The sequence below is a fragment of the Amedibacillus dolichus DSM 3991 genome (genome assembly GCF_000154285.1).
GTDB classification, from domain to species: domain Bacteria; phylum Bacillota_I; class Bacilli_A; order Erysipelotrichales; family Erysipelotrichaceae; genus Amedibacillus; species Amedibacillus dolichus.
Genome location: NZ_DS483478.1, coordinates 1 through 21498, shown reverse-complemented (window position 1 = coordinate 21498; position 21498 = coordinate 1). Strand labels below are relative to the sequence as shown.

Genomic DNA, 21498 nt, shown 5'->3' with positions numbered 1-21498 from the left:
GCATATCAAAGATAGGAGGGTTCTAATATGAACATAAAAAAAGTTGCTCATATAGCTTTAAGCGGAGCGCTTGTATGTAGTATGTTTTCAAGCTCAGTTTGGAAAGTAGGTGCAACGACTGAAACATCTTCTTCTCGAGTTGATGAAATTTTAAGTAAAATGACGACCAAACAGAAAATTGAACAAAAAATTATGCCGGATTTTCGACAATGGAAAAATGATGGAGAATCGAAAACGCATGATTTAACTGAGATGAATGATGATTTAAGAAAAATCATGGAAACACATGATTTTGGTGGCATTATTCTTTTTGGGGACAATACACATGAAACAGATAAAATTGTCCGTTTGATTGATGATTTCCAAAAGGCTGCTACTAAACCACGTGATGATAACGCCAATCGCTTACCTTTACTTGTGTCTATTGATAATGAGGGCGGAACGGTTTTTCGTGTAGATACTGGAACTGCAATGCCAGGAAATATGGCAATTGGTGCGACAAAGGATAAAAATGCAGCTTATTTAGATGGGAAAATTATTGGAAGAGAAGAAGTTGCTTTAGGAATCAATAATAATTTCGGACCTGATTTGGATACAAATAGTAACCCATTAAATCCGGTTATCAATATTCGTTCTATATCTTCTGATCCAAATCTAGTAGCTGACCTTGGTGTTGAAATCGTAAAAGGGATTCAAGATCAAAATGTTGCGGCAACTGCTAAGCATTTTCCTGGACATGGAGATACATCTACAGATTCGCACACAGGATTGCCAACAGTTGATAAATCTTATGAAGAAATTAAACAATTGGAATTAGTACCATTTCAAGCGGCTATTGATGCCGGTATTGATATGATTATGACGGCTCACATTGCCTATCCGCAAATTGCTGAGAAATTAGAAACAAAGAGTGGGGAGCTTATTACTGCACCGGCAACGTTAAGTCGTGTGTTTTTAACCGATATTTTACGAAAGGATATGGGCTTTGAGGGCGTAGTCGTAACAGATTCAATGACAATGCAGGCTATTGTTCAATATTTTGGTGATGCTGAAGCAGTGGTAATGGCTTTTCAAGCAGGAGTTGATATTGCCTTAAAGCCAACTGTCATCAATTGTCCTTCTTCTATTAAAGACATGGATCGTATTATTGATTATGCTGTGCAGGCAGTGGAAGATGGAAGAATTGATGAAAAAGAATTAGATGCTTCAGTTCGACGTATTCTGGAACTAAAAGAAAAACGCGGAATCTTAGATTTGAATGAGGATAATCGTACAATTGAAGAAAAAATAGCCAATGCGGAAGCTATTGTCGGGTGTGAAGAACATCGCCGCATTGAACGTAATGTTGCTGAACAGGCAATTACCGTTATTAAAAATGATGAGGAAGTATTACCCTTCAATCCGAAAGCAAATGAGCATGTCTTATTGATTGGCGCTTATGAAAATGAAGTTCCTGGATTGAAATTAGGTATGAGGCAAGCCATAGCAGATGGAAAAATATCAGATAAAGTTACATACGAAGCAATAAATTATAATAAGAATACGACATTAGATTCTTTAAAACCATACATTGATAAGGCTGATTATGTAATTACGATTACAGAAATGGGAGATGCAACCAGTTTAAAGCCGGATCATTGGATCACACGTGTTCCAACTGAAATTACACAATATGCAAATGAAAAGGGAATTGATAATGTCTTGATGAGTATTCATAAACCTTACGATGTAGCGAATTTCAAAGATGCAAAAGCAATTGTTGCCGCTTATGGTAGCAGAGGTATGGATCCTACCGCTTTAGATGATCCAAATGGAACATTACCTAGTAAAGTTTATGGTGCTAATATACCAGCAGCAGTTAATGTGATTTTTGGTAAGCAAGCACAAGGGACTTTGCCAGTAGATATTCCTAGTATCAATGAAAATCATGAAATGGTTGTAAATGATATTTTATATCCAATTGGACATGGATTGAAATACCAAGAGAATGCTGGAGAATTTAAGGTAAACGCAAAGGGCTTATTAAATAAGGATCCTTTTACTCTAACAGTCCAAGGCGAAGATTTGCAACAAATAACGAAACATAATTATCGGATTGAATTGATAATGGATAATGAACATTTCGAATTATCTTCAAAAGATAGCTTGACAGTTAAAGACAACGTGTTAGTATTTGACTTTAAAGCAAATGAAAAACCGATTATGAAATTTGACGTTAAGCCATTATTTAATAAAGGTGCTTATGCACCAATCAAAGAAGTTCGTATATATGATTACAAGGATAGAAGCTATCTTCCAACGAATGATGTAAGTAAAACTACTGTTGGCTATTTACCGCAGAAAATGACGTTGTATAGCAAAGATAGAAAAACAAGTGCAACAGGTGTATTTGAAATCGGAACGCAGTTTGATACATTGACATGGGCATCTTCTACATTAGAAGAATTTAAAAAAGAAGTAGATGTAAAGCTTAAAGATACACAGGAACTTAAACAGGTAAAAGAATTGAAATTTAGTTATGATGGAAATGGATTTACACCTCAAGGAGAATATCAGATTGCTATTTCCATGGATTCATCTTGGAAAGAGGGAAACTATAAAGTTGTTGGAATCTATAAAAATGGGGATACGAAAGTATTAGATGCTAAAATAGAAGAAGATGCTTTTGTATTTGCATTGGGTGATTATGATTATTATGGAATTATAGATGAAAAGGGCGGAGAAACAATAATTCCTCCAAAGGATCCAACAGAACCTCCACATACAGGTGATTCTACTTCAGTAATGTTTATGATTGGTGTACTTACTCTATCTTTTGGTGGTATCGTTTATCTACGTAAAAAAGCAATAGGGAAATAAGTAAGAAAGTAAAGGTTCGCAAGCTTTTGAACTTGCGGTTATTGTTATCGGAGCAGTATTTATTATGAATATTGCTCCGATTTTATCTCATCGTGAATTGATGGCTATGTTGTATTCATGATACAATACATATAGAGGTGAAGAATATGGTTGGTTCGATTCTTATTGTTGCTGTCATTTTTATCCTTGCGAATTTACCGGATCTATTTGCCCGATGGCTAACGAAAAGACTGGCATTTCAATCCTCACAAATACAAAATACCCCGCAAAAAACGTTGCAATACCTAGAATGGATACGACTATACCCACTTAAAAAAGCTGTTATTGCTTTATTATGGCTGTTTTGCTTGTACGCATCAGTGCGTGGAATTTATCTCAGTTATCTAACAAGACGCACAGACTTCTTTTGGATTACCGCATTTTTTATTGCTTTAACAATCTTAACAGTACGCAAAGTAGTACGCTATCTTCGCACGCCTTATCATTGCATTCCGCTTCTTAATCGCCGACTTTCTAAGCAACACCTACAAGAACTGCTCGAAAATGAAGTTTTTGAGTTGGTTAAGTTTCAAGATCGCTTGTTAAAAAAATATGTTACAGTCCTGCTTAGTCAGCATTGGGCGGTAATAGATGGAACCTTAATTTCTAAAAATTTAACTTATAACGGATACTTTGCGCATGATGCCTTCGGTATGAAAAACACAAACATAAAAATAACTTATTTGAATGGAGAAAGCTTTCGTCTGCGTTCCTCTAGTCTTTATTGTGATGGCTTAGGTGCTGTTGAAATGATGAAGGTTATGCAAAATATTATCGGCAAAGAAATGAAGGATTATACGGAAGATGGAATTCAAGAGCAGTTTTCCACACTTTTTTCCAATCAATCAGAAGAAGAAAAGCTGTGGTATCTTTTGACGCACGATACAATGGAAATAAAGCAGGCTTATGATAAGAGAGTGAAAAAGCCTGAAGATATGTCGAAGAATCAGAAAAGGGATAAGAGTATAATTTATTGGAATATGAATTATCGTGGAAAATTCAAACGTACTTTATGGTTTATTCCAATCGTTATTGTTTTATGCTTTTTGACTCCATATTTTATGGGTGGATTTTGGCTGTTTTACGATGTGATCTTGATTGTTATTCTCGTTGGACAGCTAGTATACACCTATCAAAAGATGAAGCTGGAAGAAAGTGAGAAAACGCAGCATAAACAAGAAAATAAAGATAAGCGATAAGAATTTTATAAAAATACGGAAAGAAGAAATCAACATATTGCTATCTTCCTATGTGCAATACTTACGGTGTGTAAGCACATAAAGGAGATAGTTTTTTTATACCTGCTTATCGTAAGAAAAGCGATTTGGTACTATGTCAAGATTTCGGACAACTAAAATATAAGAATTTTCAATTTTTAGTTTAAATTATTCTGGTAGTAGTTTTTTTCATATTTGTTTGGAGATTGGTAATCACAATGAGAATGTATTCTTACTGTATTGTAAAATCCTTCTATGTATTCAAATACCATCTGATAAGCTTCTGAATAGTCATTTATCTTTTTTCTGTTTAGCCATTCTCTTTTTATCAATGCATGAAATGATTCTATGCATGCATTATCCCATGGATTCCCTTTTTTAGAGTAACTGCCGATCATTCCTACCGTTAGATTATAGTATTTTTTTGATGTGAATTGAACACCTCTGTCACTGTGTATTACTACCGGATTATCTGTTTTTCTCCTCCTTTTTGCTTCTTCCAGACATTTTAATACTTCCTCTACTTCCATTGTTTTTGTTAGTTTCCAGGCTATTATTTTTCTTGAGTATAAATCCATTATACTTGTCAGATACACAAATCCTTCTTCCTGTGTCCAAATATAGGTTATATCTGTACACCAGGCTGAATTCGGCTTTTCAGGATTGAAATTACGTTTTAGAATATTCTTCAGTTTTGATGAAAAATCACTGTCCTTAGTGGTTATTGTGCATGGTCTGATATAATGGGCTTTAATACCCATCTCACGCATAATATTGCCCACATATTTTTCGCTGACTTTTATTCCTGACTGATTCAGTTTTACAGTTATTTTCGGTGCTCCATAAATTTCATGTGATTCTTCATGAATTGCTTTTATTTTTTTACTGAGTTCTTGTTTTCTAACTTTTTGTTTAGAAGGTTTTCTGTTAACATAATCATAATATCCTGATTTACTGACATTAAGTTTATCGAGCATACCGGAAATCGAAGCATTATTATCATTCTGCTTTTTTATTTTGATTTGATAATAAAGTTCCTGTTTCGTTATTTTCCCAGTATGCCAATAGCCTTTTTTAAGACATCAAGCGCATCCTGTGTATCTTTAAGCTCCTTACGCAAACGAGCAATTTCTTTAGCTTCATCACTAGAGAAATTACCAGAACCTCTGGAAACAATAGTACCATTATTTTTATCAGCATCTTTCACCCATTTATGAACAGTACTGTCAGCAATGTCAAAACGTTTAGCAATAGAAAGTTTAGATTCATCAGGATGATCAAGTACATACTGAACAACTCCTTGTTTAAATTCATCTGTAAATGTAGGTTTAGCCATAATTAAATTCCTCTTCTTTCTGTGTTAATAATTTATGACAGTATACCATAAGATGCTTTAACTCTCACATTTAACTGATACGGTTTTTATTCTAGCATCAATTTGTTTATGGAATTATATATAAAATTAAGTTTTGTTCTGTTTTTTTTATCGGAAAGCTTGACAAGAAGTACAATTCATTATACTGTATTAGTGTAAGTAGTACACTAATACAGTGAGGAGGCTATGCTATGTTTGTTATTGATGCCAAAAGCAGAACACCGATTTTTGAACAGCTAAAAAAGCAAATTTTAGAGTTTATATCCATTGGTGTTTTATCGGCAAATGATCAATTACCAAGTGTTCGCTCGCTTGCCTGTGAAATCGGTGTAAATCCCAATACGGTGTCGAAGGCTTATCAGGAACTGGAGGCACAGGGATATATTTATACCGAAAAAGGCAAAGGCTGCTTTATTGCGGATAATGGAAGTAAGAAAACAATTAAAAGTGTAAAGCTTCAGGAATTCAGTGAAGTCGTTGCGGAGATGAAACAATATCATATCGAAAGTAAAGAGCTTCATAGCTGCATCGATCATGTGTATGGGGAGGGAGAACAGCATGCTTAAGATACGTTCAGTTACCAAACGATTTAAAAATAAATTAGTGCTTTCGGATTTTAATTTGGATATTCAAGATGGAAGTGTATTCGGATTGATTGGTCCCAATGGTGCCGGGAAATCAACACTGTTAAAGATTATTGCAGGAATAAGTAAGCCGGATAGTGGTTGTGCGATGGTGGATAAAGAGGCAATCTATGATCAACCGGAAATCAAAAAGGATATTCTTTTGTTAAGTGATGAGCCATTTTATTTCTATAATGCCAGTATTTCGGATATGAAAAGCTTTTATCAGGCGTGGTATCCGAATATGGACGAAGAAATTTATCAACACTATATTCGACTGTTCCATTTGAATGATCGAGAGCCTATGAAAAACTTTTCTAAGGGTATGAAGCGACAAGCCTTTATCGCCTTGGCTTTGGCAATTTCTCCACGCTATTTATTGTTAGATGAAGCCTTTGATGGTTTGGATCCGGTAATGCGGTTAACCTTCAAGCGTGCAATCGGTGAGCTGGTGGAGAAAAAAGAAATTACCGTTATCATATCCAGCCACAATCTTCGTGAATTAGAGGATATTTGTGATACGTTTGGAATCTTGGAGGACGGTAAAGTAACGACTGCCGGTTATGTTGATGAAGCAACCGACAATGTTCATAAAATTCAGTTGGCATTTCATGAAGAAAAGAAAGCCGAGGATTTTGCGGATTTAGATATTCTTTCCATTCAGATTCAATCCAGAGTGGTAAATATGGTAGTGAAAGGGAATATTGATAAGATTAACAATTATTTGGATACGATGAATCCATTGATGCGAGAAGTGCTAGATGTTAATTTAGAGGAATTGTTCCTATATGAAATGAAGAAGAAGGGGTATGGTGAGGATTATGAATAGAAATACCAAAAGCTATGTTCAATATTTCTTTAAAAGCAATCGCCGTTTGTTGATTTTGATGTGTGTAGGGCTGTTTATAATCATGCCGTTTCCTCTTATCAACAATCTGTTTAGTTATTCGATGTTTGATTCCTCAAGTATGCAAGCTACGGTCTTTATACTTTCCTTAATTAGCACCTTTCTTGTAGCCGGTATCATGCCGATGTTTACTTGGCGCTTTTTATATAAGAAAACAAGTTGTAATATGTATTTATCATTGCCGATTACACGTAAGAAATTCTTTGTAGTGCAGTATTTGTTAGGAGCTGTGTTCGGACTTATTCCTTTATATTTGAATTTTGTTATAGAATTTTTATTACTAGGTGCTTTTTCCTATTCAAGACTTTTCAATTTCGTTATTTATTTTATATTGCTGTTGATACCGTTTTTTGTAACCTATACGATCTTTACGTTGGTAGCAGTGAAGTGTAATAATTTCGCCGATGCTGTGGTGATGTCCGGCGCATATCTGATTTTACCGTTTGTTTTATATTTAGCAATTATACTGTTTATAGATTATCAGGCATCGGATTTGTTGATTGCGAATAGCGCGACATCGTTTGTAGACGAAATTATGCCTGGAGAAACGTTACTATCGGCTCTATCTTTTCCGGTATCACTTACCGTTTCATTAGCGTGGTTTATATTTGATAGATTTGAAATGGTATTCGAAAGTGTTGTTAATCTAATTACAACAGGTGTTTGGTGCTTGCTTGGTATCGTTGCGTTTTATATCTCTATGCGAGGATTTATTTTACGTAAGGAGGAAGAAGCACAGCATCGTACCACATCTTATTTAATGTATCCATTTGTGGTAACTGTTTTATCGGTTGCGTTGATTCTGATGTTGTTTAATACAAATCTGTTTTCAGCAAGTATGTTTATCATGGGAACGATTATTTTTGCACTTTATATCATCATGCGTTTGTTTGCACGTAGAAGTTTAAAAATAAAGATTACCGATATTGGCGGATTTATGGGGATTACGGCAGCTACTTTGGCATTTGTGTTGATTTTCCAATCGACCCATGGTTTCGGTTTGGTAAAAGAATATCCAGATACCGATGATTTCCGCTTTGTGAATATTTATTACTCAGCATATGGTGGTGGAAATTCATTTGAAATGAAGATTCCCGAGGAAAATATAGAAGAATTTTTAGATTGGCTTGATGGATATTTGGAAGAAGCGGAAAAAAAGGATACTCACTCTATTGATTATCCGGATATTCGATATTCGATGATGATTGATTACCAACTTGATAGAAATATTGTAGAAAGTACGCGAGAGTATTGGGATTCTACTATGCTGGATTACAGTGATTTAAAAAAGCTTGCACATTGGAGTAGCAGTGTTAGGCTTACGGATTGTTCTATCATAGATGAAGATGGTTGTGCTATTAAAGAGGTTTATAACAATGACGAGGCGGCATTGAAACAAAATTACGAGGCAATGAAGTCTGCGCAATGATGTGTTATGCAAATCTGTAAAGATATATAGTTAATTGCATATCTTTCAAAAGAAATATGTAAGAAATCGAATCTTTTCGCAAGCATCATATTGCATATTTTTCTTGCGAAAACCTCTTGCGTAAAGCAAAAAGTATTGTTATAATTGTATAGCACTTACTTTGGATACGACGGAGATCCAAGGCGGAAGGAGAGTAATTATATGAAAAAAGGAATTCACCCAGAGTACCATCGCATTACTGTGAAATGTACTTCATGCGGCGCTGAATTTGAAACAGGTTCAACTGCAAAAGAATTGCGTGTTGATACTTGCTCAAACTGCCACCCATTCTTTACGGGACGTCAGAGATTTGCTGCTGCACAGGGACGTATTGAAAAATTCAACAAAAAATACGGACTTAAGTAAGATAAACAAACAACAGGAAAGAGGGCAATGTCCTCTTTTTCTAATGCTTCGGCAGGATAGGAGAAAATATGTATCAACAATATAATCAAGGCTTTATCGAAGTCATTACCGGCTGTATGTTTGCCGGAAAGAGCGAGGAACTGATTCGACGCATCAAGACCTTAGAATATGCTCATAAACGCATTGCGATTTTTAAACCGGCGATTGATAAGCGATATAGTGATGCGTATATTGTTTCCCACAATGGAAAACGTGTGAAAAGCTTTGTGATTTCCAAGGCAGAGGAAATTTATGCCTATATGCAAGAGGACTATGATGTTGTAGCGATTGACGAGGTACAATTCTTTGATGAAGAAATTGTGAAGATATGCAACGAATTGGCTAACCAAGGCAAGCGTGTGATCGTGGCAGGTTTAGACATGGATTTTCGCGGAGAACCGTTTAAGGTTATGCCGGCACTGCTTGCAACAGCAGAATTTGTTACAAAATTAACAGCGGTTTGTATGAAATGCGGAGCTCCCGCAACCCGTTCTCAGCGCTTAATTGATGGCAAGCCGGCAAATGTAAACGATAAAATCATACAGGTTGGCGCAAAGGAAGCGTATGAGGCAAGATGTCGTCATTGTCATGAGGTTGTGAAATAAAGCTGTTTTATTTATAGGAAATGCTATACAATAAATATAAGAAAAACGGAGGATATGTTTATGAAGCAATATACGTATATGATGTTAAAGCCCGATGCTTTTGAAGATGGTAAAAAGGAAGCAATCCTAAAGGAATTAGAAGCACTTGGATTGCATGTTGAAGCAAGCAAGGAAGTAGAAGTTACCATGGAAGAAATGAAGGTTTTGCTTGAACATTATCGAGATGTAATTGATAGTATGGAAAAGGAATTTAATTTCCCGGGAAAATTGTTTAATACCTTTTATTATGATGGCCCACACTTTATTATGCCGATGAAGGTTTCTTATGAAGGTGAGGAGGATATCATTGCCTATTCACGTAAGCATATCGGAAAAACAAATCCACAAGAAGCTGATAAGGATACGATTCGCGGGAAATATAGTAATGATGGCTATGATAAATCCGGTCCGGAAAATCGCTTGGTGTATAATTTGATCCACGCTTCCGATAGTCAAGAAAGCGCAAAGAGAGAATTGCGGATTTGGCAGGAATATTTAAACTAGAATGATGTCAGAAAGGGTACATAGAACTTGTATCCTTTTTCTATAAAATATGAAAAAAGCACTCGTAACGAAAAAAGTACGAATGCCTGTAAATAATACTTCTTTATTTATAGCTCCTTTGTTTTAAAGGTGGCATAGCCTTCATAGTAATAGCTATGATTGATACCTTTCTTATATACTTCACGATTATTGGTATCTTCAATCAAAGCAGATTTAAGAAGATGCTTAATCTCAATGTCCTTAATCGGACTGCGTTCCATCGCAAGCAAGTAATCTTCTTTATTTATTTGAGTCCAATCCACGACCTTTTGCAGTTCTTTTTTAAACATGTGATCCAACCAAATTCGAGTGCTGCGTCCGTTTCCTTCTCTGAAAGGGTGTGCAACATTCATTTCTACATATTTTTCCACAATTTCATCAAATGTAGTTTGTGGCATTTTTTCAATACTTTCAAGTGCGGCTGACAAATACATGAAAGGAACGAAACGAAAATTTCCTTTTGCAATGTTTACACTTCTGATTTCGCCTGCAAAATCATAGATTTCATCAAAAAGATATTTATGAATTTCTTTCAAAGCAGGAAATGTTCCGGCTTCTAATTGATCAAGTATTCCGTTTTCAAAAAGTGCAAGTGCTTTTTTCTTACTAAGTTTTTCTTCCTCACGGGCAAGCTCTGCAAAGTTTGTTAATCCCAGTTTATTTTCAAGCGTCATATTGCACCTCCTTGCTTATTATAAAGCAATGCATCGTTTTCATATAGTTCCTTCTTCCTATTCTTACAAGACTAGCAAAGGATATTCTTTAAAATACTATACACTTTTTTCAATGCTAATGCCAGTGTATGATTGCAGTAGCTTAAAAATAAAGGAGGACGTTATACAAATGAAAATCAGGCAGTATATGCTGTCTTTATTCAAAGTCTTCCTGATTTTTAAAGCTATTATTGTATGCTGTACATTATCTTAGGAATGGAAAATAGTATATTTATTGTTGTATTAGTTTACGAGATTGATGAATAGAGATTTACCGTTTTCTTTTCGATAGTATTTTAAATAATGCTACGATAATTAAAATAGTTGAAAATAAACAAAATAATGAACCAATCTCTAACATACCGGCTCCTCCCATAGAAATCATGATAATGCCTATATGGAAGAAAAACAATTCCAGAAGCAATAATATATACATAATGACAGCCTTCCTTCATAAAATCTCTGAATTTCAATTCGTATGATATATCACCATTGCTCCTACATCTTTTCATCTTCAGAATATACGAAGGGAAGAAAAAAGAAAAGTCTATTTATTCTTGCTATTTAATGCTATGATTATATGTATAAGGACAAATGCTTTTCTATGCTAAAGTGCTTTTCATTTCCACGCTTCAATGGTATAGTATATACGGATAATTCGGCTTTTTGATAAGCCTTTTCTATATATTGGAGGTAGTCGTATGAGTGTAATGATCGAGCGTTTAGAAGGAATGGTCAATCGGTATCATGAAATCAATGAGATGATGATGTCGCCGGAAATTGTTTCCGACAGTAAAATGCTGGCAAAGTTGGGACGTGAACAGGCGGATTTGGTACAGGTGGTAGAAACCTATACCGAATATAAAAACAGTGTGCAGGCACTAGAGGACGCTAAGGCGCTTTTAATGGAAGATGATAAAGAAATCAAAGAGATGGCAAAGATGGAAATTGAGGAACTTGAGCCGAAAATCGAGGGATATTTAGGAAAACTGGAAATTTTATTGATTCCGAAAGATCCTAACGATTCACACAATGCCATCGTGGAAATTCGTGGGGCTGCCGGTGGTGATGAAGGAAATATTTTTGCCGGCGATTTGTATCGTATGTATAGTAAATATGCAGAAAGTCAAGGCTGGCGTATTGAGATTATCGAAATGGACGATTGTGAAGCCGGAGGCTTTTCATTGGTATCCTTCATGGTGAAGGGAGATGGCGTGTACGGACGCTTAAAGTTTGAATCGGGAAGTCATCGTGTACAGCGTGTACCGAAGACAGAAAGTCAAGGACGTATTCATACATCAACGGCAACGGTTTTGGTAACACCGGAAATCGAAGCTGAGGATTTTGATATTGATATGAATGATTTGGAAATCGAAACGATGCGTGCTTCCGGTGCCGGAGGTCAGCACATCAATAAAACGGACTCTGCGGTTCGTATCGTACATAAGCCTACGGGTATTGTAGTAAAATGTCAGGACGGACGTTCACAGCACGAAAACCGTGCAACTGCCTTAATGACCATTCGCTCTCGTGTGTATGAGGAGCATCAGCGTAAGTTAGAGGAAGAACAGGGAGTAGAGCGCCGCAGTAAGATCGGTACGGGGGATCGTGCCGAGAAAATTCGTACGTATAACTATCCGCAAAATCGTGTAACCGATCATCGTATCGGCTACAATGTAAATCAGCTGGATCGCATCATGGAAGGCAGAATGCAGGATTTATTAGATGCACTTTGCAGCGCAGATCAGCAAGCGAAATTGGCAGGGCAACAATAATGGCAAGTTATCGTGAAGTCTTGAAAAAGGCACAGGTAAAGATGGAAGCTGCTGATCGCGGAGAACAAGCTGCTTTCCTATATTTGTTGGAGCTGACAAACAAAGAAGCGCATAATCTTTATATGGAATATGATGAGGAAATGCCACAGGCGCAGATTGATGAGTTTGAGGCAGGAGTGGAACGCTTGGTAGAGGGAGAACCACTTGGTCATGTACTGGGCTTTGAATGGTTTTATGGGTATCGTTTTAAGGTCAATGAAGATGTTTTGATACCACGTCCGGAAACGGAGGAGCTAGTAGCCTATATCCTAGCAGCATACGATGAGTATTTTAAGGATACCCTAAATGTTACGGCGGTTGATGTCGGTACGGGAAGCGGTGCGATTGCAGTCGCCTTGAAAAAGGAAGAACCGAATATTCATATCCTTGCCAGTGATATTAGTGAAAAGGCATGTAGGATTGCGAAGCAAAATGCGCAGGATAACGATGTGGTGGTAGAGGTATTGTGCGGTGATATGCTAGAACCGCTAATTGAGCGCAATATCAAGGTGGATATTTTGATCAGCAATCCACCATATATTCCAAGTGATGAAGCTATGGAGGACAGCGTTGTAAACTATGAACCGCATGTTGCCTTATTTGGTGGAGAAGATGGCTTGAAATTTTATCGCATTATCTTTGAACATGCGAAAAAGGTATTAAAGGATAAAGCGATGATGGCTTTTGAAATGGGATATAACCAAAAGGAAGCGTTAAGTGCAGAAGCACGAAAATATTTTCCAGATGCTAAAATTGAAGTGATTAAGGATATGAGCGGTAAAAACCGCATGCTGTTTATATATTTGAATTGTTAGATCGCACTTGTTTGCGGTCTTTTTATTTTACCTTTCCTCTTTGCATGATTTGTGGTATCCTATTAACGTTATAAGAACAATAGCAAAAGGAGGGTGTCTATGGTAGATGTAATCGTAATTGGCGGTGGACATGCCGGTGTGGAAGCGGCACTTGCCTGTGCCCGTATGAAAAAGAAAACCTTATTGTATTCTATGAATATTGATATGATCGCATCTATGCCATGCAATCCCAGTGTCGGAGGTCCGGCGAAAGGAATCGTGGTACGTGAAATTGATGCACTTGGCGGTGAAATGGGAAAGGCTGCCGATGCAACAGCTTTGCAGTTTAAAATGCTGAATACAAACAAAGGACCGGGAGTGCAGTGCTTGCGTGTGCAATCCGATAAGCTGGCTTATAAAAAATATATGCAAGATGTGGTATTGTCTTGTGAAAACTTGGAAGTGCGCGAAATGTGTGTGGAAAAGGTATTGGCAGAAAACGGCAAGGTGAAAGGTGTCTTACAAAAGGACGGTCATGAAGAATACAGCCAAGCAGTCATTGTAACAAGCGGTACGTATATGAGCAGCTGTATTTTGGTTGGACATACCTCGACGCCAAGTGGCCCGGATCAAGAGCCTACGACCAATGCTTTATCACAAAGTCTGCGTGATTTGGGAATTACGACCTTTCGTTTAAAAACCGGAACACCGGCACGTGTAAAAACCTCCTCGATTGATTTTTCCAAAACAGAGGTACAGCCGGGAAGTGATGCATTTCTTGCATTTTCCACCGAAACCAAAAGCATTCGCCCCTTTGATAAACAGGCTTTATGCTATTTAACCTATACCAATGCCAAAACACATCAGATCATTCGTGATAATTTAGATAAGAGTGCGATGTATTCAGGTTTGGTAAAAGGGGTAGGACCACGCTATTGTCCAAGTATTGAGGATAAGCTGGTGCGCTTTGCGGATAAGGAGCGTCATCAAATCTTTTTAGAACCGGAAAGCGAACAATTGGATACTACCTATATTCAAGGCTTTTCAACCTCGATGCCACACGATGTGCAAGAGGATATGCTGCATAGCTTAGCCGGTTTAGAGCATTGTGAGATTGAAAAATATGCGTATGCGATTGAATACGATGCAATCGATCCTTTGCAATGCAAGCCGACTTTGGAAAACAAGCTGGTAGAAAATTTATATACAGCCGGACAAATCAATGGAACAAGCGGTTATGAGGAAGCAGCCGGACAAGGATTGATGGCAGGAATCAATGCTTGTTTGAAGCTGGATCATAAAGCACCTTTGATCTTGCATCGTGATGAGGCATATATCGGAGTATTGATTGATGATTTGGTAACCAAGGGAACCCAAGAGCCTTATCGTTTATTAACATCACGTGCCGAATATCGTCTGTTGTTGCGACATGATAATGCCGATCAGCGTTTAATGAGATATGGACATGAACTTGGCTTAATCAGTGAGGAACGCTATGCCCGCTATAAACAAAAGCTAAAAGATATTGAAGATACCAAGGCATATTTGGAAACGGTACGCTTTACTCCAAAATCCGAAATCAATATGTTTTTAAAGGCTAATGGCTATGATGAATTAAAAGAAGGTGTCAGTGCAAGAGAGTTGTTAAAGCGACCGAATGTTACAATGTATATGCTGATGCCGTATCTGGATAGAAAGGTCGATGCAGAGGTAAGCAGACAGCTTGAGATCGACATTAAATACGAAGGCTATATTCTTAAGGCGAAGCGTGATGCCAAGCATTTGCGAGATATGGACAATGTGGTATTGCCTACGGATATCTGTTATGATGAGGTCGCAAATCTTTCCTTAGAGGCTCGACAAAAGCTGGCAAAGGTCATGCCATTAACAATGGGACAAGCCTCTCGTATTTCCGGTGTCAATCCGGCGGATATTGCGGTTTTGGCAGTCTATTTGGAACAGCGTAAGCGCAAAGCATAAAAGAATATAACTAGAAGCATTCCACAACGGAGTGCTTTTTTAGATTTATGATTAGCACAAGAAACTTACCGATTTTTCCAAATATCTGCTTATTTGGACACTACAACTATGCTTCCCATAGAATTAGAGTATAATATACATATAGACAAGGAGGTCATTTTTATGAAGAAAAAGACCATTATCACAATAAGCAGGGAATTTGGCAGCGGTGGAAGAATGATTGGAAAAATGTTGGCGGAGCGCTTGAAGATTCCGTTTTATGATAAAGAGCTGATTGAAATCGCAGCAAAGGAAAGCGGTATTGATAAGGAGCTGTTTGAGGATAACGATAGTCGTACCAGTAAGGGATTTCATCTTTTCGGTGCATTAGGCTATTCCTTAGGAGGTCCGTTATCCGCTATTACGGAATTGTCATTAAATGATCGTTTGTATTTGGTACAGGCACATGTGGTCGAGCAGGTAGCAAATCAAGGTGCTTGTGTGATTGTCGGACGTTGTGCAGACTATGTGCTGCGGGAGCGTGATGATGTCATAAATGTATTTATTCATGCCGATGAAAAGGATAAGGTAGAGCGAGCGAAAACATCGTATGAGGTAGATTTACGCGATGTGGAAAAATCTATTCTTAAGATTGATAAGCGACGTGCCAATTACTATGAATACTATACCGATCGTACATGGGGAAAGGCAGAGAATTACGATATATCCTTAAATTCAAGTACCTTTGGATTAGAGGGCTGTGTGGATATTATTATGGAATTGATGAAAAAGGAAGAAGAGCACGGACGATGAATCCGTGCTTTGAGCATTATTCTAGTAAGCCTTTTAGGGATATGGTATAGTAAAGCCAATTAAAAGAAAAGGAGATGATTTACATGGAAAAGATTGCATCATTAAAGCATAAAGTTGTTATTATAACCGGTGGTACAAGAGGGATAGGATTTGCGGCTGTGCAGGGATTTTTACGCAGTGGTGCGAAGGTTGCGATGCTTGGATCTCGCAAGGAAACGGTTGATCATGCGCTGGACTTGTTGAAAAAAGAAAATCCAAATTATCCTGTGCAGGGCTATTATCCGGATCTCAACAGTGAACAGGAAGTGCAACACTTGTTAGAGGAAGTAGAGAAGGACTTAGGCAGTGTGGATATTTTGATAAACAATGCCGGAATCTCCGATGCGAAATCCATTTATGAATACGATGATGAGCATTTCTCAAAGGTTATGCAGTTGAATGTCGATGCGGTATTCCGTATGATTCGTATGTGTGCACCGATCATGAAGAAAAAGGGAAAAGGTGCAATTGTGAATACCAGCTCTATGGTATCGCTATATGCACAACGCTCCGGTAGTGCGTATCCGACAAGTAAATTTGCGATTAACGGTTTAACCAAATCATTAGCCCGTGAGCTTGGAAAAGACGGAATCCGTGTCAATGCGGTAGCGCCGGGAATCATTGAAACCGATATGGTAAAAGAACTTGACGAACGAATTATTCAGGCAATGGCTTCTCAAATTCCATTACAGCGCATCGGACAGCCGGAAGATATTGCTCATGCGATGATGTATTTGGCAAGTGATATGGCTTCTTTTGTAAATGGTGCTATTTTATCCGTTGATGGCGGATTTGTAGGATAATACTTGACGCATTCTATATGATGTATACCCATAATCCTGGACACGTTAAAATTTAATTTTATAAGTTTAACTCATGGATGCTAGCCTGTATTGAACAGGTGGCATCCATTTTGTTTTTGCTTGTATTCTTTCGTTATTATAATAATCTATATATTCCTTCATTGCATTAGAAAATTCTTTAAATGATTTATAATTATTTTCATATCCATAATAAATTTCGTTTTTCAATCTTCCAAAGAATGTTTCCATTATAGAGTTATCATAACAGTTTCCTTTACGAGACATAGACTGAGTTATTCCATGTTCCTTTAATGAATTGATATAATGAGCATGTTGATATTGCCATCCTTGATCCGAATGAAAGATTAATCCATTTAATGTTGGAAACTTTTCATATGCTTTATTAAGCATATTTTTTATCTGCTCAAAATTTGGACTTAATGATAAATCATAAGAAATGATTTCGTTAGTAAACATATCTAAGATTGGCGAAATATAACACTTGCCCCATGGAAAGTTAAACTGCGAAACATCAGTTGTCCACTTCTGAAAGGGTGCTGTCGCTGTAAAGTTTCTATCAATAATATTATCTGCAATTCTTCCTACATTGCCTTTATATGAATGATATCTTTTTTTTGGACATTTTCCCAGTAATCCGTTAATATGCATAATCCGTTGTACACGCTTATGGTTAACATGAATACCTTTAGCTTTTAATGCGTGATAAATGCGTCTTACACCATATCGTCCTTTATGTTTATTAAACAATTTTACTATTTCCTTGGTTAATTCTTCATTTCTTATAGCTACTTTATCATCTTTCGATACTTCAAAATAATATGTTGATTTAGATAATCTCATAGCTTTCAATAGATATTTTAGTTTGTATCCTTGCTCTCTAAGTTCTTTGATGATCGCTGCTTTTTCGCCTTGAGATGCGCAGCTTCCTTTTCCTTTCTCAAGGCGATCGATTTTTTTAATACTTCAATTTCTGCTTTGATATATTCATTTTCAGCTCTTAATCTAATTAATTCTTCTAATTCAGTTTCATTTAAATCTCTTTGTACTATTGTTTTCTTGTTCATATCAGGATTCTTGCATTTGCGACCTTTCTTAGATTCTACAAGACCATTATATCCTAATTCTTCGTATTTGCGAATCCAAGAGTACAATAAACCTTTATCAATTCCCGCGTCAATCGCAACAGACGTCATGGATTTACCTGTTAAATATTGATTTATTAAAACTAACTTAGCATCAGGTGTCCACTTATAATTTTCGTTTGAATGTTTCAAGATATTAGGTCCGTGTTTATCATACATTCTTGTCCATTCTCTAATTTTATATCTAAAAGAATGTTGTTTGACTTTCTCGGGTGTTGGTGGATATGTGCCTGTTTCTTTATAGAATTGTACACATTCCAATTTAAACTCATAACTATAACGCATATAAAAATACCCTCCTTACTGGCTTGTCCAGTAAAGAGGGTACATATCAATATGAGTGCGTTTTTTAATACCCGCTTCAATTTCCGTAATTTCACACCATTGCTTGACATATTCTAAACAAGCGACATGCTATACTGTAAGCATAGAAGGAGGCTTGATGCAATGCACTGGATATTGAAGCATAAAGGGAAAGGGGAATGTATTGAGAACAACGGTGGAAAAACATTAAGCTATGATGCGAATCAAGGAATCCGAATTTTAGAAATTGATGGCTATGCATTTAAGGATATAAACGGTAATGGTGAATTAGATGTATTTGAAGATTGGCGCTGTCCATTAAGTGAGCGAATCAAAGATTTTGTAGGAAAGTATCACCTTTATCAAAAAGAAGGGATATTGTATTATCCACATGGTAAGCTTATATTGCCAATGGAGTTTTATGAAGAATTTGAAAGTGTCCATGTACGTCGGCTTATCATGCAGCTAGATGAAAGTGAAGATGTGTTTTATATCATGGAGCATTCGATGATTGCTGTTTTTATCTTGATGATGGATAATGATTATGGTGTAAAAAAAGGCGGCTATCTGCTTGATGTTCTATTACGGGGTATGAAATTGAAAGTTTTGGAAAATATGGCGTATACAATCGTAGAGGTTTTACAGGGATATCTTAGTATTGCATATAACAGTTAAGCAGTTCAAAGAAAAAGTCAGTGTGTCATTGGCTTTTTTTATGTTTTTCGAAAAATTAGTAAATTTTTTTGTTTTTCTAGTGCTTGTAATCGTATTACCTTATGAGATACCAAAGCGTAGCTCTAAAACGAAAGGAGGAAAAAATATATGATATATCGAATTGAGAATGCTAGAAGGGTATGCTAAGCTTTACATAAAGTAAGATATAAAAATACATAAAAAAGAGGAGGTGTGTGATGAAAAGTAAAGAAGTTTAGCATCAGGGATTCTTCTTCAGGATAAACAAAAAGCATACGATCGTTATTGTAAAAGAATATTCAGCAATAAACAAATCCTAGCAAGATTATTAAAGGAATATATTGCAGAGTATAAAACACTTTCGTTAAAAGAAATCATGAAATGCTTAGGGAATGAAAAAGAAGAGTATATCAGTATCTCAACTTGGAGGACGAAAGCGTATTAGGCTCTTTGGTACGCTATGATATATTGTTTGTAGCGGATATTCCCAAGAGTGATAAGCAACAGATGATCAATATCGAAATACAGATGAATGATCGACCCCGGATACCCGTTGCTAAAGCGAGCGGAATACTATTGCAGTCGATTGATCGTACGCCAGAAAGAATATAAGAAGATACAAAGGGTACATTCGATATGGCTGATGCAGGAATATGCAAATAGGAAAGAAGGAGTAGCGAATCATTACAGCATGAAAGAAGAATGCTTGGGAAATAGATGGGAGGAGAAGGTAGAGAATTATGGTATGATGCATATCTTCATGTTGTATCCGAAAGGGAAGTATGACGCAAAGGATACAAGCTTTCAAAATTTGATGAATGTATTGTTTAAGAATGAGCATAGTGCAGAGGAGAAGTTGGAGATATTGAGGAAGCAATTTGGAATAAAGGTAACGGAAACGATGGAAGAGGAGGTAGAAGAAATGAGCCATATATGTATGTATTATGAGCAGGAAGGTAAGAAAGCAGGATTGGCAGAAGGAATGCTTATCGGAGAACGACGTGGAAAGAAAAGTGTGGTACTATGTCAAGATTTCGGACAACTAAAATATAAGAATTTTCAATTTTTAGTTTAAATTATTCTGGTAGTAGTTTTTTTCATATTTGTTTGGAGATTGGTAATCACAATGAGAATGTATTCTTACTGTATTGTAAAATCCTTCTATGTATTCAAATACCATCTGATAAGCTTCTGAATAGTCATTTATCTTTTTTCTGTTTAGCCATTCTCTTTTTATCAATGCATGAAATGATTCTATGCATGCATTATCCCATGGATTCCCTTTTTTAGAGTAACTGCCGATCATTCCTACCGTTAGATTATAGTATTTTTTTGATGTGAATTGAACACCTCTGTCACTGTGTATTACTACCGGATTATCTGTTTTTCTCCTCCTTTTTGCTTCTTCCAGACATTTTAATACTTCCTCTACTTCCATTGTTTTTGTTAGTTTCCAGGCTATTATTTTTCTTGAGTATAAATCCATTATACTTGTCAGATACACAAATCCTTCTTCCTGTGTCCAAATATAGGTTATATCTGTACACCAGGCTGAATTCGGCTTTTCAGGATTGAAATTACGTTTTAGAATATTCTTCAGTTTTGATGAAAAATCACTGTCCTTAGTGGTTATTGTGCATGGTCTGATATAATGGGCTTTAATACCCATCTCACGCATAATATTGCCCACATATTTTTCGCTGACTTTTATTCCTGACTGATTCAGTTTTACAGTTATTTTCGGTGCTCCATAAATTTCATGTGATTCTTCATGAATTGCTTTTATTTTTTTACTGAGTTCTTGTTTTCTAACTTTTTGTTTAGAAGGTTTTCTGTTAACATAATCATAATATCCTGATTTACTGACATTAAGTTTATCGAGCATACCGGAAATCGAAGCATTATTATCATTCTGCTTTTTTATTTTGATTTGATAATAAAGTTCCTGTTTCGTTATTTTCCCAGTATGCCAATAGCCTTTTTTAAGACATCAAGCGCATCCTGTGTATCTTTAAGCTCCTTACGCAAACGAGCAATTTCTTTAGCTTCATCACTAGAGAAATTACCAGAACCTCTGGAAACAATAGTACCATTATTTTTATCAGCATCTTTCACCCATTTATGAACAGTACTGTCAGCAATGTCAAAACGTTTAGCAATAGAAAGTTTAGATTCATCAGGATGATCAAGTACATACTGAACAACTCCTTGTTTAAATTCATCTGTAAAGTAGGTTTAGCCATAATTAAATCCTCTTCTTTCTGTGTTAATAATTAGACAGTATCCATAAGAGCTTACTCCGATCCACCACATGCGATTTTGGA

At 36.5% G+C, this 21498-nt stretch carries 22 protein-coding genes and 1 pseudogene; 16 read left to right on the top strand and 7 right to left on the bottom strand.

Annotation, left to right across the window (positions count from 1 at the left end; translation table 11 throughout):
- The first annotated feature begins 27 nt into the window (after window positions 1-27).
- Entirely contained in the window at window positions 28-2859 is a 2832-nt protein-coding gene (locus tag EUBDOL_RS09510; protein ID WP_004800733.1) for a glycoside hydrolase family 3 N-terminal domain-containing protein, read from the top strand.
- A gap of 146 nt (window positions 2860-3005) precedes the next feature.
- On the top strand, window positions 3006-4097 hold the full coding sequence (locus EUBDOL_RS11635; protein ID WP_004800732.1) for a hypothetical protein: 1092 nt from the start codon (window positions 3006-3008) through the stop codon (window positions 4095-4097).
- Window positions 4098-4273: 176 nt separating this feature from the next.
- Here EUBDOL_RS11635 and EUBDOL_RS09500 read toward each other — a convergent pair whose 3' ends face one another.
- A complete protein-coding gene (locus EUBDOL_RS09500; RefSeq protein ID WP_303395100.1) occupies window positions 4274-5164 on the bottom strand; it encodes an IS3 family transposase in 891 nt (296 codons plus the stop codon).
- The gene (locus EUBDOL_RS09495) at window positions 5161-5451 is read right to left on the bottom strand and encodes a transposase (RefSeq protein ID WP_004798671.1); all 291 of its coding nucleotides are present in this window, start codon (window positions 5449-5451) and stop codon (window positions 5161-5163) included. The genes EUBDOL_RS09500 and EUBDOL_RS09495 overlap by 4 nt, the downstream gene beginning before the upstream one ends.
- A 230-nt stretch (window positions 5452-5681) precedes the next feature.
- On the opposite strand from EUBDOL_RS09495, the gene EUBDOL_RS09490 reads away from it, so the two are divergent.
- The 6 genes from EUBDOL_RS09490 to EUBDOL_RS09465 all read left to right on the top strand — a co-directional run bounded on the left by EUBDOL_RS09490 (window position 5682) and on the right by EUBDOL_RS09465 (window position 10041).
- Entirely contained in the window at window positions 5682-6056 is a 375-nt protein-coding gene (locus tag EUBDOL_RS09490; protein ID WP_004800731.1) for a GntR family transcriptional regulator, read from the top strand.
- The gene (locus EUBDOL_RS09485; protein ID WP_004800730.1) at window positions 6049-6942 is read left to right on the top strand and encodes an ABC transporter ATP-binding protein; all 894 of its coding nucleotides are present in this window, start codon (window positions 6049-6051) and stop codon (window positions 6940-6942) included. Before EUBDOL_RS09490 ends, EUBDOL_RS09485 begins: the two co-directional genes overlap by 8 nt.
- The gene (locus EUBDOL_RS09480) at window positions 6935-8449 is read left to right on the top strand and encodes an ABC transporter permease (protein ID WP_004800729.1); all 1515 of its coding nucleotides are present in this window, start codon (window positions 6935-6937) and stop codon (window positions 8447-8449) included. Before EUBDOL_RS09485 ends, EUBDOL_RS09480 begins: the two co-directional genes overlap by 8 nt.
- 201 nt (window positions 8450-8650) lie before the next feature.
- Window positions 8651-8854 (top strand): 50S ribosomal protein L31, encoded by a 204-nt coding sequence (rpmE, locus tag EUBDOL_RS09475; protein WP_004800728.1) that lies wholly within the window; start codon window positions 8651-8653, stop codon window positions 8852-8854.
- A gap of 68 nt (window positions 8855-8922) precedes the next feature.
- On the top strand, window positions 8923-9498 hold the full coding sequence (locus tag EUBDOL_RS09470; protein WP_004800727.1) for a thymidine kinase: 576 nt from the start codon (window positions 8923-8925) through the stop codon (window positions 9496-9498).
- A gap of 60 nt (window positions 9499-9558) precedes the next feature.
- A complete protein-coding gene (locus EUBDOL_RS09465; protein ID WP_022419841.1) occupies window positions 9559-10041 on the top strand; it encodes a nucleoside-diphosphate kinase in 483 nt (160 codons plus the stop codon).
- A 107-nt stretch (window positions 10042-10148) separates the two neighbouring features.
- Here EUBDOL_RS09465 and fic read toward each other — a convergent pair whose 3' ends face one another.
- Window positions 10149-10754 (bottom strand): protein adenylyltransferase Fic, encoded by a 606-nt coding sequence (gene fic / locus EUBDOL_RS09460; RefSeq protein WP_004800725.1) that lies wholly within the window; start codon window positions 10752-10754, stop codon window positions 10149-10151.
- A 740-nt stretch (window positions 10755-11494) separates the two neighbouring features.
- Here fic and prfA point away from each other — a divergent pair.
- The 5 genes from prfA to EUBDOL_RS09435 all read left to right on the top strand — a co-directional run bounded on the left by prfA (window position 11495) and on the right by EUBDOL_RS09435 (window position 17015).
- Entirely contained in the window at window positions 11495-12568 is a 1074-nt protein-coding gene (gene prfA / locus EUBDOL_RS09455) for a peptide chain release factor 1 (protein ID WP_004800723.1), read from the top strand.
- Window positions 12568-13422: a peptide chain release factor N(5)-glutamine methyltransferase gene (gene prmC, locus EUBDOL_RS09450; RefSeq protein WP_004800722.1), complete on the top strand. Its 855-nt coding sequence runs from the start codon at window positions 12568-12570 to the stop codon at window positions 13420-13422. The genes prfA and prmC overlap by 1 nt, the downstream gene beginning before the upstream one ends.
- A gap of 99 nt (window positions 13423-13521) precedes the next feature.
- Window positions 13522-15381: a tRNA uridine-5-carboxymethylaminomethyl(34) synthesis enzyme MnmG gene (gene mnmG / locus EUBDOL_RS09445; protein WP_004800721.1), complete on the top strand. Its 1860-nt coding sequence runs from the start codon at window positions 13522-13524 to the stop codon at window positions 15379-15381.
- Window positions 15382-15543: 162 nt separating this feature from the next.
- On the top strand, window positions 15544-16173 hold the full coding sequence (locus EUBDOL_RS09440; RefSeq protein WP_040463795.1) for a cytidylate kinase-like family protein: 630 nt from the start codon (window positions 15544-15546) through the stop codon (window positions 16171-16173).
- 83 nt (window positions 16174-16256) lie between these two features.
- Window positions 16257-17015 carry an SDR family NAD(P)-dependent oxidoreductase gene (locus EUBDOL_RS09435; RefSeq protein ID WP_022419848.1) on the top strand — a complete coding sequence of 253 codons (759 nt, stop codon included), beginning with the start codon at window positions 16257-16259 and terminating at the stop codon, window positions 17013-17015.
- A 66-nt stretch (window positions 17016-17081) separates the two neighbouring features.
- Here EUBDOL_RS09435 and EUBDOL_RS09430 read toward each other — a convergent pair whose 3' ends face one another.
- Both EUBDOL_RS09430 and EUBDOL_RS09425 read right to left on the bottom strand, forming a co-directional pair.
- Window positions 17082-17927 (bottom strand): IS3 family transposase, encoded by an 846-nt coding sequence (locus tag EUBDOL_RS09430; RefSeq protein WP_235713720.1) that lies wholly within the window; start codon window positions 17925-17927, stop codon window positions 17082-17084.
- On the bottom strand, window positions 17894-18463 hold the full coding sequence (locus tag EUBDOL_RS09425) for a helix-turn-helix domain-containing protein (protein ID WP_004799116.1): 570 nt from the start codon (window positions 18461-18463) through the stop codon (window positions 17894-17896). Before EUBDOL_RS09425 ends, EUBDOL_RS09430 begins: the two co-directional genes overlap by 34 nt.
- Window positions 18464-18625: 162 nt before the next feature.
- Here EUBDOL_RS09425 and EUBDOL_RS09420 point away from each other — a divergent pair, with 162 nt between their 5' ends.
- The 3 genes from EUBDOL_RS09420 (at window position 18626) to EUBDOL_RS09415 (ending at window position 20249) form a co-directional block, all read left to right on the top strand.
- Window positions 18626-19156, top strand: coding sequence for a hypothetical protein (locus EUBDOL_RS09420; RefSeq protein WP_022420186.1), 531 nt, complete (start codon window positions 18626-18628; stop codon window positions 19154-19156).
- A gap of 441 nt (window positions 19157-19597) precedes the next feature.
- Window positions 19598-19786: a hypothetical protein gene (locus tag EUBDOL_RS11495; protein ID WP_004800715.1), complete on the top strand. Its 189-nt coding sequence runs from the start codon at window positions 19598-19600 to the stop codon at window positions 19784-19786.
- Window positions 19728-20249, top strand: a complete 522-nt coding sequence (locus EUBDOL_RS09415; RefSeq protein ID WP_235713713.1) for a hypothetical protein — start codon at window positions 19728-19730, stop codon at window positions 20247-20249. Before EUBDOL_RS11495 ends, EUBDOL_RS09415 begins: the two co-directional genes overlap by 59 nt.
- On the opposite strand, the gene EUBDOL_RS09410 is transcribed toward EUBDOL_RS09415, so the two are convergent.
- Window positions 20241-21131 (bottom strand): IS3 family transposase, encoded by an 891-nt coding sequence (locus tag EUBDOL_RS09410; protein WP_303395100.1) that lies wholly within the window; start codon window positions 21129-21131, stop codon window positions 20241-20243. The genes EUBDOL_RS09415 and EUBDOL_RS09410 overlap by 9 nt on opposite strands.
- Window positions 21128-21391 (bottom strand): annotated as a pseudogene (locus tag EUBDOL_RS09405) (transposase); the annotation flags it as partial. The gene EUBDOL_RS09410 and the pseudogene EUBDOL_RS09405, both read right to left, overlap by 4 nt.
- Window positions 21392-21498 lie beyond the last annotated feature (107 nt).